Here is a 19143-nt window from a genome sequence, read left to right as displayed (position 1 = left end):
GCAACAGACGAGTTTGTAAAAGCTATATCTCTTCAGAACAAGGCAGTGATAACTGCAATAGATGCTACAAGACAGAGCATCAAGACATTCAATGACAACTTGAAGACATTTACAACTATGGATACAGGCATGATGTCATCCTGGTTTTCAGCCTGGAAACCTGTACGAAATCCATAGACCTTCTTTTTTATTGTATTTTACCCCTGATTTGGTATACATCTAGGCACAATCCAACATTTTTGTTGCAAATTTGTATTGAATCGATAAATAATTTTTCTGACACTATCACATCATGACAAGAACAAAAACAATCCGAGAAATGCAGGGAGGAAAACTAGAATGACTGACTCGGCAACAATCACAAAGTGTCTAGACTATGCAGTCCAGATAATGCAATGGGTTGATGGAAAAGAACACCTATTGGCAATGGGCAAAGTCTTTCTCTGTACACTATTCCTGGAGGTCCATAGAATGGCAGTAGAAAAAACCGGCAAGATCCAAGAGATAAAAGAAACAGTCTCTTGCGCAGTTGAGATAATGCGCCAGATTAGGGCACCTGGAGTGCAAGAATCACTTGGAAAAATAATGGACATGGGTACAGTTGCCAAGGATATCATCGAGGCACTAAAGACACCCGAGATGGTCAAGAACATAGAAAACTTCCGCTTGATTACGCAAAACATCAACGAGGCTTCTGAAAAGATGCAGGCACTGTAAAACTGATGGAACAGACAGGTGTCATACAAGAAGCCAAAGAGTTTGCAAAGTCTGCAAAAAACATGATGGACTTGATTGGAAATACCGGCCAAGACCTCAGAGAGGTAAATGCCGCAGTCAAATCAGTCTTCAGGTCAGTCCAAGTACTGGTAGATGACATCAGGCCTGCAGAAAGCAGATATTAATATTGATTCTACTTGTTGTATCAACCATGAAAGAATTTGATAGAGTATTGTGCTCTTGTACAAGTTGCAGGTGTGGTCATTACGGAAAAGGATCCATTGATAATTACATGTGTGATAACTGTAAAAATGACATCCACAGTGGAATGCGACCTGTCACAAAGGCAACAAAATCACATTAATACGTAGACGAACTTTTTTCCTATTTCTTGTGCCTAGTTGTAAATAGGTTGTTCTTCCTTATCTTCCACTTGTTTCGCTCAAGTGTTGCATTTTTTATCTCAGANCTCTTGTACCAGTTGCAGGTGTGGTCATTATGGAAAAGGATCCATTGATAATTTTCTGTGTGATAACTGTAAAAACGATATCCATAGCGGAATGAGACCTGTCACAAAAGCAGCAAAATCCAACTAACGTAGACGAACTATTTTTCCTATTTCTTGTGCCTAGTTGTAAACAGGTTGTTCTTTCTTATCTTCCACTTGTTTCTTTCAAGTGTTGCATTTTTGACCTCTGTCTCTAACCTCTTTCTTTCCTCATGGCTTAGGTTAGGATCTTTTAGCTGCTCAGTTTTTGCGTTAATCTTCTTTGTATATCGCTCAATCTGGATATCGATTCCTTCAAAACTCATTTGCTATTCAAAACCAGGCTTGTAATTTAGCAATTTCTGTCCAAGTGCTTGATTGCGGTATGTGGCTGCTTANTTCAAAACCAGGCTTGTAATTTAGCAATTTCTGTCTTAGATATTTGATTGTGGTATATGGCAGACTTATTTTCTTATTACTTCCCACTCATATTTGCAGTCCTCGCATAGAAAATAATAGTGCATTCCATCCATTTTTTCGACTGGGTCCATATACTCTCCAGTGTTCTTTGACATGCATTCTAGACACTCTTGCTCTCCCATTTTCTTTGTTTTCTATTGACAGTAAAATTAATGCTTTTGATATTTTCTAAATTAATTCTCTAGTAATCATGCGGGGTTCGGGCTGTTTTTATAGAGCGTTTGCTGATTTTATTCCATGATGCATTGTATCAACTCTACCTGCAGAAGAAAGATTACGCGAGGTACCATATGCAGTAAATGCGGACTAGACAATTCAAGAGAGGCAGGAAGAATTGCACTAGAGATACTTGAGGAACGGGGAGTCGAAGATCTTGACGAGTTTATGCTCATTCACTTTCCTGATGAGAACAAGCGAAAAAAACTCAGACATGTAATGCTCCAGATAAACTATAACGAAACNAATGTGGCCTAGACAATTCAAGAGAAGCAGGAAGAATAGCGCTAGAGATACTTGATGAACGGGGAGTCGAAGAGCTTGACGAGTTTATGCTTGTTCACTTTCCTGACGAGAACAAGCGAAAAAAACTCAGGCATGTCATGCTGCAGATAAACTATAACGAAAACAGAGCAAAACAGTATGATGCATCAAATCGCCACAAGCGATGATGTTCTCTCATGTAGAAAAATAATGAATTGATAATGAAAACAATCTTTATACTAGATTGTAGTATCATGTAAAATATGGACAATCAAATCAATGGATTGAAAAAGAAACTACAAAAAAACAACGATGATGCACTGGACTTTGTCCAAAAATTAGAGTCCACACTTACCGACTTTGAAAAGACAGGAAACCTGACAAGTGGTTATTCTGAGATTAAAAAAGCCATACTTGAATACAAGGACAAACTGGTAGATCAAATCTAGAACAGATTACGTTTTAAAATATTGTATAATGTGTGACAACACCACATGATGAATATCAGTTAAATCCTTATTCGTCATACTGAATTTTGTGGTAAAAACCATCACGATTGTATTGGTTGTAGCAAGTGTAGCCATTGCAGGAATTTTTGTATTTTTGGAGATGGTTCCCAAAACACAAACTTCTGTGATACAATTGAGTGCAACCGTTGAAATAACTCCTGGAGATGTTAAAGTCCATTCGCCAGAACAACTATATGACATTGATAGCAGTACGATACCTCTTGACAATACCACGCTGGATAAGATACCTACATTGAAAAATGCGATTGATCAAGCCTTTGCCAGGTTTACTCCACCGCCTTACTATCGCCCTCATACATTTACAACTAACATCAACCCAAATGATGTTGATTCCATACTACAATTGGCAGGTGGCAAGGCAGAACAATTGCCTGAAACGCAAACAAATGACACAAACTTTGGTGTCAACTTTACAACAGATACAACCAGTATGGAGTTTAAGCTAAACAACTTGTATTACCATGTTGTAATAGATCAACTGAATCCTAGCTGATGCAAACTAGTTCTGTTGTCGTGCAACATTGACTTTGAGTAGACGCAGAATTATTTCAATGGATAGACCAAATGCCACAACTGTTAGTACTATTATCACAGGCCAAAATATATCCGCAGGTATTGGACTACCAGTAAAGAACGGTGTCCCAGAACCTGCATGTGGACTCTGGGCAGCCATTGAAACTTTCTCCCGCGCTAGCTTGAGCATCTCTTCTAGGGTTGCACCTGAGCCAATTCCGCCGTCTCCTGAATAAGGACCGCCTACTGCGTTATAAAACGGATTGTAGCTTGTGTATCCGCTTCCACTTGGTACATCGGGTATACCTTTTGACATNGCTTGTGTATCCGCTTCCACTTGGTACGTCTGGTATGCCTTTTGATACATCTGAGATGCTGCCAGTTCCCTGTAACGCAAGAGTAGTAAACCATGCACCAATCGCTGTAATCCCTATTGCACCAAACCTGTATAATGATTTCAAGGAACGAGCAAGTGACTTGCTTGTCCTTGCTTTTTCTGAAAACTTGGATGGCAAAATTACAATTGCAAATCTGGTAGCAGTATAGTATTTCATGTCGTGTGATTTTGTGTTTTTTCCAATCCTTGATATCTCGACCAGTCCAACATCTTGCATCTTTTTTAGGTGATATCTCACAAGCTGTAACGANTGTCATGTGATTTTGTGTTTTTTCCAATCCTTGATATCTCAACCAGTCCTACATCCTGCATCTTTTTTAAGTGGTATCGCACAAGCTGTAGTGAATATTCTGTCTTTACCGCAATGTCATTTGCAGTAAATGCATTTTCAAACAACATCTTCAAGATATTTCTGCTAACATCATTTACCAAAACTTCACCAAGTGCTCTTAGATTGTCATCTTCTGTACCGTATATGCCGACTCTTTCCGGAACTGGCTGTCTTGATTTTTCTTGAGTCATGATAAATGTACCATAATAACAGTACCATGATATGTAAGACTTTTGATGAAATCCTATTTTCATCAAACGCTAAATTCAAAATTGCACTATCGTACATCATGAAGAAATTTGCATACAGCATATTGCTTGCCGTACTCTTGTCTGCTGTCTTGCCACAACTGGCATTTGCACAGCAGTATCCTGGGTACTCAGGCGGTCCAATGACTTTGGAGCAAGAGCTTATTCTTGCAAAAAAGAAAGTTGAGATTGTACAAGAACATCCAGGAGACGGCTCAGGCACTCCATATCTTAACGCAAATGGGGTGGTTGGGGCTTCGATAATCTCAGGGGCAATTTTTGGAGGCATCTTTATGGCCTTTGTAGTGCGCGCAAAACAGTATGAATTTGCACAAAAGAGACTTGCCCTCTAATTCTCTTTTTTTATTTGTCAAATCATATAGTGAAAAACTAGTTTTTCACTCTGATTTCAATATGTTTTCCCTCTGTAGTGGAATAAAGACTCTTGAAGGGATAATGATCCGTGTCGTATTTTGATATGTCATCATCAAATGTGGCAACAAGTTGTGTAGAATTGTACATGTCCACAAGTTGTTTTCCCCTGTTGATGTCTATTATGAAATGGGGATCTGCCACAAGAACAACTTTTGTTGTGTTTACCGGATATGAGAGTATTTGTGAATAATCAAGTGGAACGTTTTTCTTGTGAAATACATCGCTAAATATCCAGGTATATGTGGGGCTTGCAAGAATGCTGGTATCATTATGGATTGGTTGGTTTACTACAAATGCTGTTGCAGCATACTCTGCGCTTGTCATGTCAGTAGTGATGAGTTTTACAAGGCCTACCATTCCAAATGCACATACTCCTAAAACTAGAATGATAGTACCCGCGTGAGAAATTTTCTTCCTTGGTATCTTTTCGAACAATCTCACTATCAAGACTGCTGCAGCGATACACATCACAGGTATTACTGGAATCCAGTAAAAGTATTGGTTGTAGTTTATGGCATACAAGAAAATAACAAATGGAACAAACCATCCTAGTACAAAATAATCTCTTCTGATTGCGGCAAACCCGATGCCTGCTGCAGAGAGCCAAAACAATGCAGGATCCATCTGCATAAATGACTTTGTGATATAGTTCAGATCAGAACCGCCAACTCGATGTGTCTGGAAATAAAATACATCATGTACCCAATAGTTGAAATGCCCTGTTTCTATGCTCTGGAGAGGCCACAAGAGTGGAATCAAAATCACAGGTAGTAGCAACAATGTAAGCAACTTGAAGCGTTTGGTATTGCCAAAAAATACAATGCCTCCAACCAAAGGAATCATGGTAAATGCAGGAATCTTTGTAAACACTGCAAGGCCCAGGCATACACCTGATAACAAAACTAACCATGTAACATGTTTGGAATCTTTAGAATGCAGTGCAGCCCAGATTGACAGCAAAAGAAACGGCAACAAAATTGAATCAAGCAATATTCTGCGAAATATCCATGACATTGGCATCACTGCAAATAATACTGCAGAAACCCATGCTGCATTTTGCCCATAGCGTTTTCCTGCTATTTTATAGATGAGAAAAGTATCAGCAACTGCCAACAGTCCCATGATGACTCTTGGTACCACATACAGCATGGAAATAGAACTTGCGTCACCTGAAGGACTCAGGGAATGGGGGTACCCAATGGAACCAAGTATTCCTGCAAGAAATGTCTGTCCAAACAATGGGTGATCATAAAACGAGCCTTCCTGTGGGCTCTGACCATTCAATACGTGCATTGCCCTTCGCATGTATACTCCCTCATCAAAGAAGATATCTGGAAAGCCTGCAACATTCCAAAGGTGAGAAAAGGCAGAAACTATCAATATAGCTATGATGAGAAGATGATATCTGTTACAGCTTAATCTCATATTCAATATGTTGATGCGATTTTTTAGCTCCTTAAACTTATTCACAATGTGTCATGGTATACAGAAGAAATCTTCTAGTAGAATCATACATGACCATCTGGTAATTGTTTAACAGTGACTGTGTATGCAAGATTTCATGAAGCCATTTCAAAAGATTCTGGTAATTGATGCAATTGTTCTTGTTGGATGTTTTTTTCTAATCTGGGTGTTGGCTACAGGTGCAAATTTTCTACTTCCTACAGTACAAACTGATTATATAAAATCACTACCTTTGGCATTGATGTATACTGCACTAGTTGGAGTTCTCATCGTGTTGGGAACCGTTCTTTTATTCTTACCACGACGAAAAAAGTAATGACTGTAATCTTAGGGTAAAATATCAGATACCTTTTGTACCCTGCCTATCTTACCATCGTGCAATTCCACTTTGATTCCATGTGGATGAAAACTACTTGAAGTGAGAATCCGTTTTACGGTACCCTCTGTTAATTTACCGGTGCCTTGATCTTGCTTTAGTGTTATCCACACGCTGGATCCTATCTTGATCTTATCTCTTGAAGGCACTTTGTCCATTTTCATATGTTACATATGCTGTATTATCTAGTTGATGATCACTTTATGTCAGAACAATGTTCTATTTTTCAAGTATACAATGGTCCACAATATTTTTATTTTCAATCGATCAAACTAATTTGAGAAAAATATTTTTGTAAGTATGATTCGAACATCTAATTCCTACGCAATTTTTAATAGAATTAGAATCTCTGAAATTCCAAGATGAAATTTACAACACAATGTGACGCAAGTAGACGCAATGTGACGCAAATCACGCTCAAAAATGGCCTTGATATTTATACAAACTCGGCTCAAAATTACATAATATCTACACATGTTATTTCTGTGTCATACTTACATAGTTTTATTGAATGTGTCAGATGTAAAAAAGATGTGAAAACAGAGACTATTACTGCTACGGGTAACCATGATGAAGTATTTGGTTTACCGTACATAGTTACTTGGAGTTGGCTGTGAAGTGGAGATTTTGCGAAAAATATCTACCAACAGACTCACCCTGAGACTACAAAGTGATCTTTTAGAAATTCTCAAACAAAACGCACACAAAAAAGACCTTACACTGAATGCAATGATATCTAATATCTTGCACAAAAATGTTGCATACGACGAAACTGTAAACGTATTACCAAACATGGTCGTTCCACATGATTTGTTTTTCTCAATTGTATCCAAAATTCCTGAATCCGAAATTGAAGATATTGTAAAAGAAGGACCACGTATTGTGAAGAAGCATTTTGATATCTTGGGCTTGCAATATAAAATTGATCATGTTATTTACAATTACTTTGTAATGCTTGCCAAGTATTGCAACTGGTTTGAATTTTCACACAAGGTGTCTGGAAATAACTATCGACTAGTATTTTGTACGGGAAATAATCACAAATGGTCCGTATTTGTGCAACAATATGTGCATGCAATACTTGAATCATTGAAAATAATAATTTCAAATGAATCACATCATGCAGGAGTTGTTGTCTTTGAATTTTCACACAAAGAATACATCTGACACAGTTTGACACAAACAGAACCCAAATTCCTATAAGCAATTTTTTTACAAAGGTTTCAAATGATTGAACAGATTCATGAGAACACAAGCCATGAACGAAATATGCTAAATGGCAGCAAAATACATTCTGCGATGATTTTTTCCAAAGTCGTGTCATGTTGTACTTGTGGTATGGAAATGGAATTTGTTGAAAACGATGTAATATTTGGTGAGGATTGGTATCATGGTAACTGCTGGAAAGCGACACAGGAGATAAAACGAAATGTTTGAAAAAACACATAACGAGAATTCTGGAAAAAAGATTCTCATTATAGGCTTAGGGCAAATAGGGCATAGCAATGCAGAGTACATGACATCCCTTGGACTGCAAGTGGATGGCTTTGATATCAGCAAAGATGCAGTTGCAAGAGCCATAAAAGACAAAGTGATACAAAAAGGTGCCACAGACTTTCGTGGTTATGACTATTATGTCATCTGTATCTCTACACACAAACCAGAAGATATGTTTGTTCCATATCTTGATGGACTATTTGACATTGCAAAACGACTTGCACATGAAGGCAAGATGGACGCACTTGTCGGAATTGATTCCACTGTAACAAGGGGAACTACACAAGAAATCAAAAAGATACTCGGCCATAGGTTACATGTAGTACATGTACCGCACAGATTCTATGTCCATGAAAAAAGTGAACATGGAGTAAGACAGGTCAGAGTGATTGGTGGGTGTGAACCATGTTGCATGACTGAAGGAAAGCATTTCTACGGAAATGTACTAAAAATTCCGCTTCATCAAGTAAGCTCACCTGATGTAGCAGAGCTCACCAAAGTTGTCGAGAACTCGTACAGATATCTTGAGATCGCATTTGCAGAGGAGATCAAGATGGTATGTGACAACACGACACTCAACTTTGATGAACTACGAGATGCAATCAACACAAAATGGAATATCAAAATCCTTGATGCCCGGGATGGTATTGGAGGTCACTGTCTTCCAAAAGACAGTCAGATGTTTCTTGACTTTTCAAGAAATTCTGTAGTGACCAGTATGATACGAGCTGCGAAGATGGTGGATTCACAATACAGATTCCATCTTATTCAAAAAGCCACACAGGAAATACCTCTAGCCAGAGGCTGACACNAGATGGTGGATTCACAATACAGGTTCCACCTTATCCAAAAGGCTTCACAGGAAATACCTCTAGCAAGAGGCTGACATTGCATGAAAATAGTACAAGTGGGTGCGATAATCACTGGGATAGTAATCACATTAGGCGTTTTATTAGTAGTACCCGAATTCTTGCGTCCTAGTCCCACCCAACCAATACTTCTCTCATTTAGTGTAACTAATGAACAAAATCTTCCTAACTGGTGTCATGATCTATCTACTGTTTTATCAAAATATGATGTCAAGGCAGCTGTATTTGTAATTGGTAAAGTTGCAGAACGACATCCTGATTGTGTTAATGGATTTTCCAGCGGTGTTGACATTGGTAGTGAATCATATGACTATGTATCACTTCCTTCAATTTCAGATTACGCTACTCAACTTGAGGAAGTGCAAAATGGCAAATTGGCAGTTGACAAGGCTGGAAATTTAGATTCTAAATTATTCAAAGCTCCGTATGGTGCGACAGATGCTAATATTTACTCTCTACTGAGTCGTTCAAACATCTTAGCAGATTTTTCCTATAACGAACAATATAACAAGTATTATGATGGAAAATTCATAAAGTTTGATCTAGTTACGTATAACGGATCAAAGTATTATACAGGTTTCTTCAGACATGTTCCTGCAGACAAACCAGTTCTAGTAAATTTTGATAATTCTACACCCGTATCTCAGATTGACGAATTCATTTCAGAATTTAAATCTAAAAACTTTCGTTTTGTGAGTGCAACTGAATTAACTTCTATGGATTTGACGATACACGGAGCAAATAGAACTTGACTGTAGAGTTACAAGAAAAATCACATTCTGATGTTAAAGTAATTGAGATTCCAAAATGCAATCAAAAGTTTGCACCAAGTGGTAGGATTCAAGTCCGTAAACTAGCATGGGTTTTGAGAATATGTAGTATCATTGCAATTTCAGGTGTGATTGTATTTAATGTGGTAAAAGGCGTCGATCTAAACGATCCTCTCATTGTATACTCTACTTTGATGCCGATACATGCCTTGATCATATTGTTTGTTGGATGGTTTTTTTACAAAAACCCTGCAAAAGGTGTAGCAAAAAATGATCTAGTCTCAGTCATAATTCCTGTGTATAATCAAGAAGCAATGATCGAAATAGTAATTGATGCAATTTATTGTTCTACATACAAAAACCTAGAAGTAATAGCAGTAAATGATGGAAGCAAAGATGGTACCAAAGAAATTCTAGACAATCTTACAAGAAAATATCCTAAATTAAAAGTTGTACATAAAATAAATGAAGGAAAGCGTAAGGCTGTTGCAGCTGGATTCAACGCATCCACGGCAGATTATATCGTACTGATAGACTCTGATAGTGTAGTAGATCCTCATGCAATCAAGGAATTCATGAAGGCGTTTTATGCAGATCCAAAAACAGGTGCAGTTGTAGGTTATGCCCGGGCATGGAATGCGCAAAAAAGCTTTCTTACAAAATGTCAGGACGTGTGGTATGATTATGCATTTAACATTCACAAAACAACAGAAAGCGTTTTTGGAAGCGTAATGTGTTGTTCGGGCTGCCTGGCAGGATATAGGCGTGAAGCAATTGCCAACTTTATTCCATATTGGATAAAGGCAAGAATTCACAATAGTGACGATAGAGACCTTACTTCATATGCAATAGCAACGCCATGGGCAAAAACCGAGTTGGCTCCAATCTCAAAAAGAATGATGGAGGATAGTGCAAATTATGATGATGCAGAAGATAGGATACTAACCGCCCAAGCCATTGTGGAATGGAAAGCAACCTATGTTGCATCTGCCCTGGTTTATACTGATGTTCCTGAAAAAATAAAAGGATATTTCAAGCAACAAAAAAGATGGAAAAAGGGTTACATCCGTTCTAATCTATTTGTAAGTTCTTTTTTCTGGAAGAAAAATCCGTTAATGGCTTTAATTTTTTATACTGAATTTATGACGACTTTTACATCCCCACTCATTGTTTTGATAGTATTATTCTATGAACCTGTAATACTTCAGCAATATTGGGTACCTTCAATTTTCGTACTTGGTTCATTACTTACAGGGCTTGCTCATGGGTTAGACTGTAAGTTCCGAAATAACCTCTCAACAACTTGGAAGTATAAACCAATAATGAATCTTATTGCATCTTTTGTCTTATCTTGGCTAGTCTTTCCGGCAGTATGGAATTTTAGGAAAAATGAATGGCTCACAAGATAACATGACATCTATTTTTATGGACTTTGGTGAATAGATGTTATTTAATTCTCTTCAGTTTATTGTTTTCTTTGTTGTTGTATTAGGTTCTGTTGCAATTATTAAAAAAAGAAAGTTTCAACACTTGTTTTTATTATTTGCAAGTTACTTTTTCTTTTATTATTCAAGCAACTATCTGATTACGCTTTTAATTTATTCAACACTTTTGGATTTTTATCTAGGAGGTGCAATATACAAGTCAACTAATCCTCAACGAAGAAAAATGCTGCTAATTTGTAGCATGGCAGGAAATTTGGGTCTCTTAGGATTTTTCAAGTACGCTGACTTTGCAATTTCGCAGTTCAATGCACTGGGTGTCTACCTCGGGCTTGGAAGTAACATACCTCTACTAAATCTAGTTCTGCCAATAGGAATTTCATTTTATACATTTCATACAATGACGTATACAATAGACATCTATCGAGGACATCTTGTTCCAAGCAAGACATTTAGGGAATTTGCACTATTTGTTACATTCTTCCCGTCTCTAGTTGCCGGTCCAATACTTAGGGCAAGTCAGATTTTGCCCCAGTTTAGGGAACAGATAGCCCAGTCTGAGATGGGAACTAGATTGAAGTTAATTGTTCTTGAGAACTCTAACCTGAAATTTGGTGTCACCATGATGGCTATGGGATTTTTCAAAAAAATGTTCTTCAGCGACAATATCTCGCCTATGGTAAATGACATCTTCAACTATCCTATAGGTGCAGAGTCCTTTACCATTATTCTGGCCACCATTGGCTTTGGTATCCAAATTTATTGTGACTTTTCTGGTTATTCTGATATTGCAATAGGCGCAGCAATGATCTTGGGATTCAAGATACCTGCTAATTTTAACAGGCCATATTTTGCAACGTCCCCTTCTGATTTCTGGCGAAGATGGCACATCTCATTATCATCATGGCTGCGAGATTATTTGTACATAACATTGGGAGGTAATCGTGTATCAAAGCTCAGGACATATCTTAATCTATTCATAACAATGTTCTTGGGAGGACTATGGCATGGTGCATCCTGGAACTTTGTCATCTGGGGAATGTTGCATGGATTGTATCTTGCTATGCATAAATTAATTCTGGACAGAGTTCCATCGTTGAAGGACAATAAATTTTTCAAAACAAAAATTGGAATTGTTATTTCTATATTCATTACACAATATCTAGTGTTCTTAACTTGGATTCCATTTAGGGTACAGGATTCAAGTAATCTGACATATTCCATTTGGAAGTATATTGTATGGGACTTTGCAATTGATAAAACACTAAATGTAATTTCATTAAATAAACTTCCAATTTTACTCATTATCGCTTTTATCGTTCTACACTATGTGTCTTACAAAAAGAATAATTTGATAGAAACAATCTCTGGTTTGAAATTACGATATTGGGTGATGTTTCTTGTTGCAATCACATTTTCAATTTTAATTCTTTATGATGGAAAACCGGAGGATTTCATCTATTTCAGATTTTAGGAGATTATGATATGAACAATACCATAAAAACAAGTATCGCCGCGTCCATTGCCCTGATTGTATCTTTTGCAATGCTTTTTGCATATCTGACTTATGGTGCGGCAAATCCTGTTGATGTCAGCAATCAAAAGTTTTCTTTTGCGGGAGCTGACTCGGGAGAAAAAAGAGTCTTCCTCCTGGGTTCTAGTTATGTTGAACGACTAAACTCGTCTTACATCAAACAATATCTTTCAGAAAATGGCTTACAACAATTTCAGGTATATAACATAGCAAAAAATGGCGCTGGTAACCCCTCACAACAAATTCAATATCTAGAACCTATGGTTTCAGCTCATCCCACAGTTATTGTATATGGATTAGGTTTTCGTGAATTAGGATACAAACCGTATACAAATAATGCACCTAGTTGTGCCTCTGGTGGATCCACGCCTTTTGAAGGTAATAGCACGACTACTCCATCGTTTGGTACTCCCTCATTTAGTACTCCATCGGTTCAAGATGCGGCATCATACTTGCAAAAGATAATTCCTGTAAAGATAGATTATTTTTCAAATCTTGCTGATCCAAAACATGTTACAGTTGATCTGCTAAAATCATATTTTGAAGAAAATATTACATCCAACACTGAAGTGGGTGCTGTATCTACTGGAAATAATTCTACTTCTGGTGCCGTAAATCAAAATCTCTTTGAAAAAAGAGAGCCAATCTTTGTGGATATCACCAGTCTGACTGAAATAAACAAACCATTGGGTTATACCGTTCACGTGTGTCCTGAAGACATGAACAATGAGTTGACAAAATTAAATGAAATGGTTTCTACATTCAAGAAAAATAATATCAACGTGATATTGTTTGTGCCGCCGTTTTCCCAAAGTTATCTGAATGCTGTGGGGGATAATGGTATACACACATTCTTGTCTACGCTAGGAAAGTTTGCTACTGATAATAATTTAAAATTGTATGATCTACATGACAAGTATGTAACTCTAAACATATGGGCTGATGCGCAACATGTTGCTCAAAACCCCAAGGTAGTAATTTACAGTGATGATATTGCAAAAATTGTTCTAGGTGAATTACACTCTTTTACAAATATGAAAACTGTTGACACAAGTGCCGAGAACTTGAGTCACAAAGATCTTTCTTATGCTGATTTACGATCTGTGAATTTGTCAGGAAAGAACATGACTGGAACTATTCTCATATATTCTAATTTATACGGTGCAAACATGACCAATACAATTCTCAAAGATGCAAATCTTGGGCATGCCTATATGCATAATTTGGATTTGTCTGGAGAAGATCTGACTGGTACTATTCTAACCGGTGCTGATTTAACAAATGCAGATCTTGCCGACGTTGAACTCTCAGGCAAGGACCTCACTGGAACAAACCTAAGTGGGGTTAACTTGTCGGGCAAAGATCTGACTGGAACAATCCTTGTAGGGACTAATCTGGTCAATGCCAATCTGACAGATGTGGACTTGTCACACAAGAATCTCGCTGGAGCTAACCTTGGTGGTGATAACCTGTCAGGTCAAGATTTCACTGGAACAATTCTTGCAGGGGCCAATTTGGATTATGCAAATCTTCATAATGTTGATCTGGCAGGCAAAAATCTGACGGGTGCCAGTCTCAAGGGAGTTTACTTGTCAGATAAAGATCTAACTGGAGCAGTCCTTATAGGATCTAATCTGGCATATACTAATCTTAGTGGTACTGATCTTACAGGCAAAAATCTAACAGGCGCATTTCTATTTAGGACTAATTTACAGAATGCTGATCTAGCAGGTGCAGATCTATCTGGTGATAACTTAAGAAAGACAATACTGACTGGGGCTAATCTGAATAATGCTAAACTTCGTAATGCTGATTTGTCTGGCAATGCTTTGTCAGGAACAGAGCTTGTTGGTGCAGACTTGCACAGTGCAATTATGCCTGGCGTAAATCTTGCAAACAAGGATCTGACTGGAACAATCCTTGTAGGGACTAATCTAGTCAATGCCAACTTTACCGGGGTTGACTTATCTAGCAAGGACTTTACTGGAAGCAATCTTCGGGGAACGCATTTTGACTATGCAATTCTATCTGGTGTAAATCTTGGAATGAAAAATCTGACAGGTACTACACTAGAAGGATCTGATCTAACAAAGGCAGTGTTGTGGAAAGCAAAACTCGTAGATGCAAATCTGGTTGGTGCAGATCTGTCTCACAGTGATCTACGTGATGCCCTGATTAAAAACTCTAATTTGACTAATGCAAATCTGTCTGGCGCTAATCTATCTGGTGCGGATCTATCAGGCGATGATCTACGAGGAACAATCCTTGTGGGCGCTAATTTGGCTCATGCTAACCTGACTGGGGTAGACATGTCCAAGGCAATAACTGATCCTTCAAAAATTAAATCAGCGTCTGCCTCTCATGCACTACCTCGTACTGAAGTAATTTCAAATTTCCAATCTACTACTGGCTGGATAAAGCAATCGTCTAGTGGGAGCCAGTCATATGATAATACTGATTTCATAAATGGTTCACAAAGTCTGAAACTTGTTACTGCTGGAAATGGTTCACCTATAGTTACTCATAGTAATATTTTCTTACATGCTTTTGATTTGAGTCATTATGTCACAAGTACTTGGATTAAAGTAGACAATTCTTCAAAAGTAAAAGAATTTTGGATATATCTCTCAAGTGACGGTTTGAAATCATCCTGGTTCACATACAAGATTTCAATTCCAAACCATGTCAAGTCTGGAGAATGGACGAAGATTTCAATTGATCCAAAACAATTTGCTGTAAATGGCACCCCTGACATATCTGCAATAAACAGAATTCAAATAAGAATTAACGATGATTCTACAGGACCAGTTACTTTACACATTAATGAAATTCTGGCACAAAAGGAGATATCCAAATGAAAAGTTTTTGCAACAATGGAATTTGGAAAGCAGGATGTAGATAGTATATAATGATATTTGCAAAATTATTTCTATTTCTCGTCTTATCGATGATCTTTATTCCTGCATATCCTGTCTTGGCATATTCTAAGACATCGTGTCAATGTGTCTCATTTAGACTGGATGATATTCAAGATTATTGGTTAGACAGTGTTCAAACAAAAATAATTGATACATTCCATCAAAAAAATGCCAGTTTAACAATTGGAGTAATTGGAAATCATATAGGACAAGATTTCAAATTAGTGCATGATGTAAAAACTAAGGTAGGAAAGACAGCCCCTGCATTAGAAATAGCAAACCATGGTTGGAATCATGAGGATTTTACTCAATTTAGCAGAGATCAACAAGGTATGTTGATGAAAAATACCAATGGGAGGATATCCACTCTGTTTGGGGTTACCCCTTCAGCGTTTATCCCACCTTTTGATACTATCAATTCTGATACCATGATAGCATTTTTTGAAAATAATTTCAAGTATATTTCAGCAGATGTATCACAAGATAATTCATCTTCTTTTACAAAAAGTGCTCAAGTCTATCATGTTCCTGGAACTGCACAGATAAGCAACCTTACTGGTAATGATAACATCTGGCGTCATTATGATAACCAACATGTTCTTGTAAAAATAATGTCTGACATCAACAAGTATGGGTATTCGATGGTAATAATGCATCCTCCTGAATTTGCACAAAGGATACAATCTCATTATGCAAACAATGTGGACGCAACTCAAATTAAAAATCTTGGGCTGCTCATTGACAGCATAAAAAAGAGTGGCATCAAAATAGTAACTATGGATCAAATTCCATCTAATATGCAAAGTAAACACTATCCTGGCTGGTTGAATGCTGTTTTCACATGGAATGAAAAGGGAATGATTTCTGACAAGCAGGTTCTATCTAATGTCAATTATTTGATTGACAAGAAAGTTATTACATCATCTACCATGTTCAAATAAATAGACACCAAACCAGCTATTGTACTTATTTAAGACTTGTTCATTTTCGTGACTGAACAAAGTTACACAAGATACTAAATTGACGAATTAAAACTATTTTTGGGTGTGATGGTGTGATAATGTACACAAGTCAAAATGATCGTTGATAAATCTAATATTAAAAATGTACAAATCAAAACCAGTGTACGTCTCTTAACGTTTTTTACAATTTTTCTATTGCTGTTTAACTGTGGTTCTTATTTGGTCTCGATTAGTGCCAACGCGCAAGTGGAAAATACTGTAGGATCTAGCACATATCTAGGCACACAAGGTCCATGTAAGTGTGTAGTCTTTAGATTGGATGATGTAAATAGTGAATATCTAACAAAAGTGCAACTAAGCATAATGGATCAATTCATTTTGAAAAATCAAAGTATCTCATTAGGACTCATAATGCATAGAATAGATCCGACATCTACAATAGTAGAAAAAATAAAAGAGGGAAAACAGAAGGGTTTGTTCGAATTAGATCTTCATGGTTGGGATCATGTTGACTATGCTCAGCTAAGTCAAGAAGAACAATTTGGAACACTACAGCAGGCTAATGACAAAATGAACACTATCTTTGGTCAACACTCTCAAGTTTTCATACCTCCATATAACAAGTTCAATGGTGATACAATCGGAATTTTAAAATCAATTGGAGTTAGAATCTTTAGTGCAGATACATCTACTGACAAGGCTCCATATTTTGTAGCAAACGGGATGGATGCAGGCAAGTCTGATCTGGTATTGTACCATCTTCCAGCTATGGTTAGTTACAAAAGTGATAATGGGAATGGTACTTGGGTAAAAGTTCCTATAAAGACAATCTCGAGTTATGTGGACAGTGACATAAACAAGTTTGGCTATGCCGTAATTTTACTACATCCTCAGAATTTCGCAAAGATGGAAAATAACGCCTTTGTTGACACTGTAGACGAAAATGAAATTAATGATTTATCCTCTTTAATGGACTCAATAAAATCTAAGAATCAACACATTACTACGTTTGCAAATGTGGTAGGATTACAAATACCAACTTCATCCCATGTTCAACTAGCTCCTGAATTCTCTGGAGTGGTAACTATTGTTTTGTTAGTATCAATATTGCTGATGATTGTATTTACTACTGTAAAAAGAAATACACTAGTTAAACACCGACTCTGATATCTGGAGTTCATTGAATTTTTTTCTGGTCAAAAGATGTTTTCTGATATTTCTCACACATGATATTGTTATGTAACAAATACATCCTGTTATGACCGTGAAATAAAAATTAGGATATTGGAGGGATGATCTCCCTTATGCTCAACTTCTTAAAGTCAAATTCTGCATTGTCTGCTCTGAATTGCTGCTCTGTACCTCCCCATGATATTATGTCCTCATTATTCATTGAATCTCCAGTTGTGATGTTTTTGCATCCATATTTTGCAGGATCACCTGGGACTGGCCAACCTGAATCTATTTGTTCAAATACCTTATGCCAGTTATTGTCGTCCTGATCATCTATCCATATCTCAAATTTTACTGCAGTATTGTTTTTGATATTGTATGTCATGGTCTTCATACCAATCCAGCGATCGTTCAATGGAGTTGTAACTCCTGTAGTAGCAAATGTTTCTGAATAACTTAATTTATCTCCTGCGTGGTAAAGTGACTTCTGAACTTCTGCATTACCATCAAATGTTATGCTTGAATAATATGAATACCCCTGACAAATTGAGACGTGCGGACTGCCACTTCTTGTCACATGGGTAAACTCTTGAGGATAATGAGTACTATTTTGTAATCTATAGTACCCGGTCATTTCTGTGTTCAACCAAAGTGTATTTGGTGGCGAATTTACTACTAGTCTCACTCCTTCATTCTCTGGTACGTCGATTCTTTTTGCATGCCATGAATCATTTGTAGGGTTTTTGTAAAGTTGCATACATGTTGCTGGGTCGTTACAGCTTGCATTTGAATCAGGGCCAGTGTAAAACATTGTGTCATTTAATGGATCGATTGAATTCATGTACCATTGAGGACCATCTTTTTTTGTTGGATAGATCTCCTTGACACCAAAAATATCATCTGATTCATTTACTGATGGAATGTATATTGTGGCAGAGTAGTTATTGTAACCGATATTGGCTCTGAATCCTTGGCTTGTATAGTTATTTGATTTTGTATCTACGTGGTACATGTAATAGCCATCAGGTTGTATGTTAGTAACTGGTATGCTGTCCGTCTTGTACTGTGTTCCATTAGAAAAAAGGATCTGAACATGTATGAGGTGTGTTCCCTCTACAATGTGATGTAATTTCACATAGATATCATGGGAATCAATCACAGTTCCATTTCTGTATGTTGCATTACGATAGTTTTGTTCCAAAAACCCGCTAATTGTTGTTGTTGTATTTTTTGCCCATCCACGTTCAAGTAACATGTTGGCTGTTTCTGGTTTTATGCATGCGGGAGAATTATCTCTAGTTTTAATGACTAGCTGAAGATTTCCTTGACAAACAACAATGTTTGCGGAAATTCCTGCATTGTATTGTTCTAGTGGGCTCTTGGTTATGAGCCATTTTGGGATTAGATCGTGCAAGTCACCTGTTTCATTCTGCCCAGAGATGTTGTGTATGATGATTGATATTGCAATAATAATAATTATTGAAAATAATGCTCTCAAATAATGATGGTTTACTTCACAG

At 37.2% G+C, this 19143-nt stretch carries 18 protein-coding genes; 13 read left to right on the top strand and 5 right to left on the bottom strand.

Translation table 11 applies throughout. The annotated features are described in order from the left end of the window. The first annotated feature begins 339 nt into the window (after positions 1-339). A complete protein-coding gene (locus DYY66_RS12045; protein WP_166289791.1) occupies positions 340-717 on the top strand; it encodes a hypothetical protein in 378 nt (125 codons plus the stop codon). Between the two features lie 5 nt (positions 718-722). Beyond that, entirely contained in the window at positions 723-902 is a 180-nt protein-coding gene (locus DYY66_RS12040) for a hypothetical protein (RefSeq protein ID WP_166289788.1), read from the top strand. Between the two features lie 430 nt (positions 903-1332). Here DYY66_RS12040 and DYY66_RS12035 read toward each other — a convergent pair whose 3' ends face one another. After that, complete coding sequence (locus DYY66_RS12035; protein WP_166289785.1) at positions 1333-1530, bottom strand: hypothetical protein; 198 nt, start codon at positions 1528-1530, stop codon at positions 1333-1335. A gap of 897 nt (positions 1531-2427) precedes the next feature. Between DYY66_RS12035 and DYY66_RS12025 the strand changes: the two genes are divergently transcribed. Beyond that, positions 2428-2613: a hypothetical protein gene (locus tag DYY66_RS12025; protein ID WP_166289779.1), complete on the top strand. Its 186-nt coding sequence runs from the start codon at positions 2428-2430 to the stop codon at positions 2611-2613. 88 nt (positions 2614-2701) lie between these two features. Continuing rightward, positions 2702-3187, top strand: coding sequence for a hypothetical protein (locus DYY66_RS12020; protein WP_166289776.1), 486 nt, complete (start codon positions 2702-2704; stop codon positions 3185-3187). A gap of 668 nt (positions 3188-3855) precedes the next feature. Here DYY66_RS12020 and DYY66_RS16735 read toward each other — a convergent pair. Further along, on the bottom strand, positions 3856-4126 hold a 271-nt coding region (locus tag DYY66_RS16735; protein WP_394352655.1), incomplete at its 3' end, for a helix-turn-helix domain-containing protein. 98 nt (positions 4127-4224) lie between these two features. On the opposite strand from DYY66_RS16735, the gene DYY66_RS12000 reads away from it, so the two are divergent. Beyond that, on the top strand, positions 4225-4536 hold the full coding sequence (locus DYY66_RS12000; RefSeq protein WP_166289764.1) for a hypothetical protein: 312 nt from the start codon (positions 4225-4227) through the stop codon (positions 4534-4536). Between the two features lie 37 nt (positions 4537-4573). Here DYY66_RS12000 and DYY66_RS11995 read toward each other — a convergent pair whose 3' ends face one another. Together DYY66_RS11995 and DYY66_RS11990 are read right to left on the bottom strand one after the other, a co-directional pair. Continuing rightward, positions 4574-6043, bottom strand: coding sequence for a glycosyltransferase family 39 protein (locus tag DYY66_RS11995; protein ID WP_166289761.1), 1470 nt, complete (start codon positions 6041-6043; stop codon positions 4574-4576). Between the two features lie 366 nt (positions 6044-6409). Next, complete coding sequence (locus DYY66_RS11990; RefSeq protein ID WP_166289758.1) at positions 6410-6616, bottom strand: YwbE family protein; 207 nt, start codon at positions 6614-6616, stop codon at positions 6410-6412. A gap of 460 nt (positions 6617-7076) precedes the next feature. On the opposite strand from DYY66_RS11990, the gene DYY66_RS11985 reads away from it, so the two are divergent. The 8 genes from DYY66_RS11985 (at position 7077) to DYY66_RS11950 (ending at position 17617) form a co-directional block, all read left to right on the top strand. Then, positions 7077-7625 (top strand): hypothetical protein, encoded by a 549-nt coding sequence (locus DYY66_RS11985; protein ID WP_166289756.1) that lies wholly within the window; start codon positions 7077-7079, stop codon positions 7623-7625. 262 nt (positions 7626-7887) lie between these two features. Then, positions 7888-8763, top strand: a complete 876-nt coding sequence (locus tag DYY66_RS11980) for a potassium transporter TrkA (protein WP_255496475.1) — start codon at positions 7888-7890, stop codon at positions 8761-8763. An 84-nt stretch (positions 8764-8847) separates the two neighbouring features. Further along, positions 8848-9576: a polysaccharide deacetylase family protein gene (locus DYY66_RS11975; protein ID WP_166289753.1), complete on the top strand. Its 729-nt coding sequence runs from the start codon at positions 8848-8850 to the stop codon at positions 9574-9576. Further along, entirely contained in the window at positions 9573-11003 is a 1431-nt protein-coding gene (locus tag DYY66_RS11970) for a glycosyltransferase (RefSeq protein ID WP_166289750.1), read from the top strand. The genes DYY66_RS11975 and DYY66_RS11970 overlap by 4 nt, the downstream gene beginning before the upstream one ends. A gap of 202 nt (positions 11004-11205) precedes the next feature. Next, positions 11206-12510: an MBOAT family protein gene (locus DYY66_RS11965; RefSeq protein WP_255496474.1), complete on the top strand. Its 1305-nt coding sequence runs from the start codon at positions 11206-11208 to the stop codon at positions 12508-12510. A gap of 11 nt (positions 12511-12521) precedes the next feature. Next, positions 12522-15428 carry a pentapeptide repeat-containing protein gene (locus DYY66_RS11960; protein WP_166289744.1) on the top strand — a complete coding sequence of 969 codons (2907 nt, stop codon included), beginning with the start codon at positions 12522-12524 and terminating at the stop codon, positions 15426-15428. An 89-nt stretch (positions 15429-15517) separates the two neighbouring features. Further along, complete coding sequence (locus tag DYY66_RS11955; RefSeq protein WP_166289741.1) at positions 15518-16429, top strand: polysaccharide deacetylase family protein; 912 nt, start codon at positions 15518-15520, stop codon at positions 16427-16429. Positions 16430-16669: 240 nt separating this feature from the next. Then, positions 16670-17617 carry a polysaccharide deacetylase family protein gene (locus DYY66_RS11950; RefSeq protein WP_166289738.1) on the top strand — a complete coding sequence of 316 codons (948 nt, stop codon included), beginning with the start codon at positions 16670-16672 and terminating at the stop codon, positions 17615-17617. A 109-nt stretch (positions 17618-17726) separates the two neighbouring features. Here DYY66_RS11950 and DYY66_RS11945 read toward each other — a convergent pair whose 3' ends face one another. After that, the gene (locus DYY66_RS11945; protein ID WP_166289735.1) at positions 17727-19121 is read right to left on the bottom strand and encodes a hypothetical protein; all 1395 of its coding nucleotides are present in this window, start codon (positions 19119-19121) and stop codon (positions 17727-17729) included. Positions 19122-19143 lie beyond the last annotated feature (22 nt).

This window comes from Candidatus Nitrosotalea sp. FS (assembly GCF_011319475.1).
Lineage (GTDB): Archaea > Thermoproteota > Nitrososphaeria > Nitrososphaerales > Nitrosopumilaceae > Nitrosotalea.
This window is presented reverse-complemented; position numbering and strand designations above follow the sequence as displayed.